Origin of the sequence: Streptacidiphilus sp. MAP12-20 (genome assembly GCF_041262525.1) — a bacterium.
Taxonomy (GTDB): domain Bacteria; phylum Actinomycetota; class Actinomycetes; order Streptomycetales; family Streptomycetaceae; genus Streptacidiphilus.
Map to the genome: position 1 here is coordinate 1 of NZ_JBGCCK010000050.1, position 4,135 is coordinate 4,135.

Sequence of the window (4,135 nt, forward strand, 5' to 3'; positions counted from 1 at the left end):
GGGGAACTGCGCGACAAGCCACCCCAGGTGGTGGGTCGCTCAGCGAGCAGGGCCATCCGCACAGGGTGGTTTCTCGCGCAGTTCCCCGCGCCCCTCGGTGGTTGCATGGTCAAGCCAAGAGGAGAAGGCGCAGCAATGGGAATCGAAAGTCCGTACATCCGCCCCCGACGGCTGCGTGCCACCCCCGCTGTGCGTCGGCTCGTCGCGGAGACACGCCTGCACCCGGCGGAGCTGATCGCGCCGATGTTCGTGCGGGAGGGCATCCAGCAGCCGGTCCCGATCGCTTCGATGCCGGGAATCGTTCAGCACACGCCTGACACCCTCAAGAAGGCAGCCGTCGAGGCCGCGACCGCCGGCGTCGGCGGAATCATGCTGTTCGGCGTGCCCGCCGTGCAGGACGCCGTCGGCTCCGAGGGGACCAATCCCGACGGGATCCTGCAGCAGGCCATCCGCGACGTCGTTGCCGAGGTCGGGGACCAGGTCGTCGTCATGTCGGACCTCTGCCTGGACGAATACACCGACCACGGCCACTGCGGCGTCCTCGCCGCGGACGGCAGCGTCGACAACGACGCGACCCTGCTCCGCTACGCCGAGATGGCCCGCGTGCAGGCCGATGCCGGGGTCCACATGGTCGGGCCCTCCGGGATGATGGACGGTCAGGTTGCCGTCGTCCGCCAGGCGCTGGACGAGGCCGGGCATCAGGACGTGTCGATCCTCGCCTACACCGCGAAGTACGCCTCCGCCTTCTTCGGCCCGTTCCGCGAGGCCGTCGGGTCATCCCTCAAGGGTGACCGCAAGAGCTACCAGCAGGACCCCGCCAACGCCCGCGAAGCGCTGCGTGAGCTGGAGTTGGACGTCGCCGAGGGCGCGGACCTGGTGATGGTGAAGCCCGCGATGGCCTACCTCGACGTGCTGCGCGAGGTCGCCGACCACAGCCCCGTGCCGGTCGCCGCGTACCAGGTCTCCGGCGAATACGCGATGGTCGAGGCGGCTGCCGCGAACGGCTGGATCGACAGGGACCGGATGATCCTGGAGACGCTGACCTCGATCCGCCGCGCCGGTGCCGAGCAGATCCTCACCTACTGGGCCGTCGAGGTCGCCCAGCAGCTGCGCGACCGCTGACCACCACGCACCGAAGGGTGAGGCCCCCGGGAGGAGAACTCCCGGGGGCCTCACCCTGTGTGGAACCCGGAGGGTCAGCCGACGAGGTGCGAAGCCGCACCGTCGCCGGTGGACTGCGTCGCCTGGCCGACGTTGCAGACCTGGTGCAGCTGCTGGTTGCCGACCGGGACGTCCACCTGGACGGGGACCAGCAGGCCGACCTGCACGTGGTGGATCTCGGGCAGGCAGATGTTGGGGTTGTCCAGGAAGTGGAAGTTGGGGCTGTTGTCGCCCCACGTCCCGGTGACGTTGGTGCCGCCGGCACCCTGGGACGAGACGGCGGAGCCGTCCGCGTCCCCGAGGGCGGAGGCGGGCGTCGCCGTGGCGGCGATCGCGGCGACCGCGACACCCGCGTAGGCGAGGGCCTTCTTCAGCATGGGTCCTTCTCGATTCTTATCGGCCGGGCAGAGCTGAGCGGGATCAGCCGATCAGGTGGCTGAGCGGGGCGTCGCCGAAGGTCTGCGTGGTCTGGCCGACGTTGCAGATCTGGTGGCCCTGCTGGTTCAGCACCGGCACGTCGACCTGGACCGGCACGAGGCCGACCTGGACGTGGTGGATCTCCGGCAGGCAGATGTTCGGGTTGTCCGCGGTGTGGAAGTTGGGGCTCTTGTCGCCCCAGGTGCCGGTGATGTCGGTGCCGCCGGCACCCTGGGTCGACATCGCCATGCCGTCGCTGTCGCCGATGGCGAAGGACGGGCCGGCGGTGACGGCCAGCGCGGAGACGGCGAGGCCGACAGCGGCCAGAGACTTCTTGATCACGGGATTCTCTCCTGATGGGTTCTGGTTCGGATCAGTACTGCGGGTGCTGCGGGTACTGCGCTACTTCGGGGTGCTGCGGACTGCGGGGACCGCTCAGCCGATCAGGTGCGACAGCGCCCCGTCGCCCGAGGTCTGCGTGGCCTGGCCGATGTTGCAGGTCTGGTGCAGCTGCTGGTTGCCGACCGGCACGTCGACCTGGACCGGCACGAGGCCGACCTGCACGTGGTGGACCTCGGGCAGGCAGATGTTGGGGTTGTCCAGGAAGTGGAAGTTGGGGCTTTCGTTGCCCCAGGTGCCCGTGACGTTGGTGCCGCCGGGGCCCTCCACCGAGCTGGCCATGCCGTCCGAGTTGCCGATGGCCATGGCGGGGGACACGCTCGCGGCGAACGCGGCCGCGGCGATTCCGACACCGGCGAGGGACTTCTTGAGCATTGCTGCGCGCCTTTCTGAACAGCTATCAATCCGTCGTGCTGGCAAAGAAATCAACGAAATCCAAAGCCACTGGTTGCGGCTCCGATCGGGGGAATCCGACAACCCCTCCGTAGGCCCTCATCTCACTCGTTCGGCGGAATTCGCATCGCGCTGGAGGGAATGCGCCAGGAAGGGTTGGGCCGTCCGGGTGGATCGGGTAAGGAGCGTGTGGTGCAAGGCTGTTGAATCGACCTCAACCCATGTCCAGACAGGAATGAGCGTCACGATGAACAAGTCCCTCCGTGGAACGGCGGTCGCGCTGGCGGCCTGCGCGGCGCCGGTCCTTGCCGCGGTGAGCGCGAACAGCGCGCAGGCGGCACCGCTCAGCCCGCACCAGCAGGAGGCGCTGCAGCAGTCCGTGGGCCGGATGCAGGTGCCCTTCGGCATCCCGCTGGGCACGCTGGTGCAGCATGTGACGGGCAAGCACTCGGACAGCGGCGTGCAGGGCAGCATCCCGGCCATGCCGCTGGAGCCGCCGACCGCCGGCCGTGACACCCACGCCCTGATCCCCGACCCGCTGGTGCCCTCGCTCAACTCCGCGTCCCGCACCCCGGAGCTGGGCGTCATCGCGCCGATGCCCTCGGCGGACGGCACGGTCCACGACGGCGGCACGCGCCTGGCCGTTCCTGCGGCCCCGCTGAAGGCGGTCAGCTCGGCGCTGGGGCTGGGCCACCCGGTCACCTACCAGGGCCGCGCGATGGCTGCGCCGGCGTCGCAGGAGCTCCCGCAGCTGGACCTGACCCGCCTGCAGCCTTCGGTCACCCCGCCGACCCTGCAGAGCGCCCCCGGCGGCCAGCTCTCGTTCGACCAGCGAACCCCTGACGCCAACCTCATCAAGCCGGTCCAGGACGTCGTCGCCAGCGCGAAGGGCGCGCTGGACGCTGCGCGCGGCTAACGGCTGACGCTCAGTTGCACCCTCCAGGGGCGCGGGGAACTGCGCGAGAAACCACCCTGCGCGGATGGCCCTGCACGTTGAGGACCCTCCGCATGCCGGTGGCTTGTCGCTCAGTTCCCCGCGCCCCTAGATAGTGCAACTGGCTGCCGAACAGAAAATGGATCCGCCGGGCCCTGCCGAAGGAGGAGGAAGGCAGGGTCCGGCGGAGGTCTGTGCGGGGGCTCAGCCAGGGAGCAGGCCCGCTGCGCTGCCCACCAGCGGCAAGCTGGACAAGCCGCCGCCACCGCTCAGCGGGGAGGTGACCGGGAGGGTCGAGACCGGGGCGGCGTGGGGGGAGTCCGGCTGCAGGGCCACGCCATTGTTCAGCGGGTCGGCTGCCGAGTTCGCCAGGGGGTCGAGGCGGAAGTCCTTCGCGGGGCGGACCACGTAGGGGACCGCGCCGGTCAGGCCGGCGACCGCGGGGGCCACGGCCGGCGGCTGGAGCGCCGCGCCCGGCCGCTGCTCGGCCGTCGTCGTGGTCGCGGAGGCGGGGGACGCCGCAGCGATGCCCGCCACGGTAAGGAAGAGGGTGCCGAGGGCAGCTGCTCTGGCGGTGTTCATGGGTGGTCTCCAGATCCGGAACGGGGCCCGCCGTCCCCGGCGCGACCGACGCGCTGGGGACGGCGGAGTCCTGCTCGCCGAGGGCGGATCAGCAGGGCTTGTTCTCGCACGAGTTGCCGAACGCCGGGTTCAGCGCGCCGATCACGTTGACGGAGTTGCCGCAGACGTTGACCGGGATGTGGATCGGGACCTGGATCAGGTTGCCCGACAGGAAGCCCGGGGAGTTGGTGGCGGTGCCGTTCGCGGTCG

At 70.2% G+C, this 4,135-nt stretch carries 7 protein-coding genes; 2 read left to right on the forward strand and 5 right to left on the reverse strand.

Features of this window, described 5'->3' with window-relative positions:
- Positions 1-135: 135 nt before the first annotated feature.
- Positions 136-1,122, forward strand: a complete 987-nt coding sequence (hemB, locus tag ABIA32_RS33445; RefSeq protein ID WP_370103636.1) for a porphobilinogen synthase — start codon at positions 136-138, stop codon at positions 1,120-1,122.
- 74 nt (positions 1,123-1,196) lie between these two features.
- Here hemB and ABIA32_RS33450 read toward each other — a convergent pair whose 3' ends face one another.
- The 3 genes from ABIA32_RS33450 to ABIA32_RS33460 all read right to left on the reverse strand — a co-directional run bounded on the left by ABIA32_RS33450 (position 1,197) and on the right by ABIA32_RS33460 (position 2,352).
- Positions 1,197-1,538: a rodlet layer protein gene (locus ABIA32_RS33450; protein WP_370103637.1), complete on the reverse strand. Its 342-nt coding sequence runs from the start codon at positions 1,536-1,538 to the stop codon at positions 1,197-1,199.
- Positions 1,539-1,581: 43 nt separating this feature from the next.
- A complete protein-coding gene (locus ABIA32_RS33455; RefSeq protein WP_370103638.1) occupies positions 1,582-1,920 on the reverse strand; it encodes a rodlet layer protein in 339 nt (112 codons plus the stop codon).
- A gap of 93 nt (positions 1,921-2,013) precedes the next feature.
- The gene (locus ABIA32_RS33460; protein WP_370103639.1) at positions 2,014-2,352 is read right to left on the reverse strand and encodes a rodlet layer protein; all 339 of its coding nucleotides are present in this window, start codon (positions 2,350-2,352) and stop codon (positions 2,014-2,016) included.
- Between the two features lie 265 nt (positions 2,353-2,617).
- Here ABIA32_RS33460 and ABIA32_RS33465 point away from each other — a divergent pair, with 265 nt between their 5' ends.
- Entirely contained in the window at positions 2,618-3,286 is a 669-nt protein-coding gene (locus ABIA32_RS33465; RefSeq protein ID WP_370103640.1) for a hypothetical protein, read from the forward strand.
- 222 nt (positions 3,287-3,508) lie between these two features.
- On the opposite strand, the gene ABIA32_RS33470 is transcribed toward ABIA32_RS33465, so the two are convergent.
- Positions 3,509-3,886, reverse strand: coding sequence for a hypothetical protein (locus ABIA32_RS33470; protein WP_370103641.1), 378 nt, complete (start codon positions 3,884-3,886; stop codon positions 3,509-3,511).
- An 88-nt stretch (positions 3,887-3,974) separates the two neighbouring features.
- Positions 3,975-4,135: chaplin (locus ABIA32_RS33475; protein ID WP_370103642.1), on the reverse strand; the 161-nt coding region annotated here is incomplete at its 5' end.

Coding starts and splice junctions, on each gene's coding strand:
- hemB (WP_370103636.1), top strand. CDS start 136: ATGGGAATCGAAAGTCCGTACATCCGCCCCCGACGGCTGCGTGCCACC.
- ABIA32_RS33450 (WP_370103637.1), bottom strand. CDS start 1,538: ATGCTGAAGAAGGCCCTCGCCTACGCGGGTGTCGCGGTCGCCGCGATC.
- ABIA32_RS33460 (WP_370103639.1), bottom strand. CDS start 2,352: ATGCTCAAGAAGTCCCTCGCCGGTGTCGGAATCGCCGCGGCCGCGTTC.
- ABIA32_RS33465 (WP_370103640.1), top strand. CDS start 2,618: ATGAACAAGTCCCTCCGTGGAACGGCGGTCGCGCTGGCGGCCTGCGCG.
- ABIA32_RS33470 (WP_370103641.1), bottom strand. CDS start 3,886: ATGAACACCGCCAGAGCAGCTGCCCTCGGCACCCTCTTCCTTACCGTG.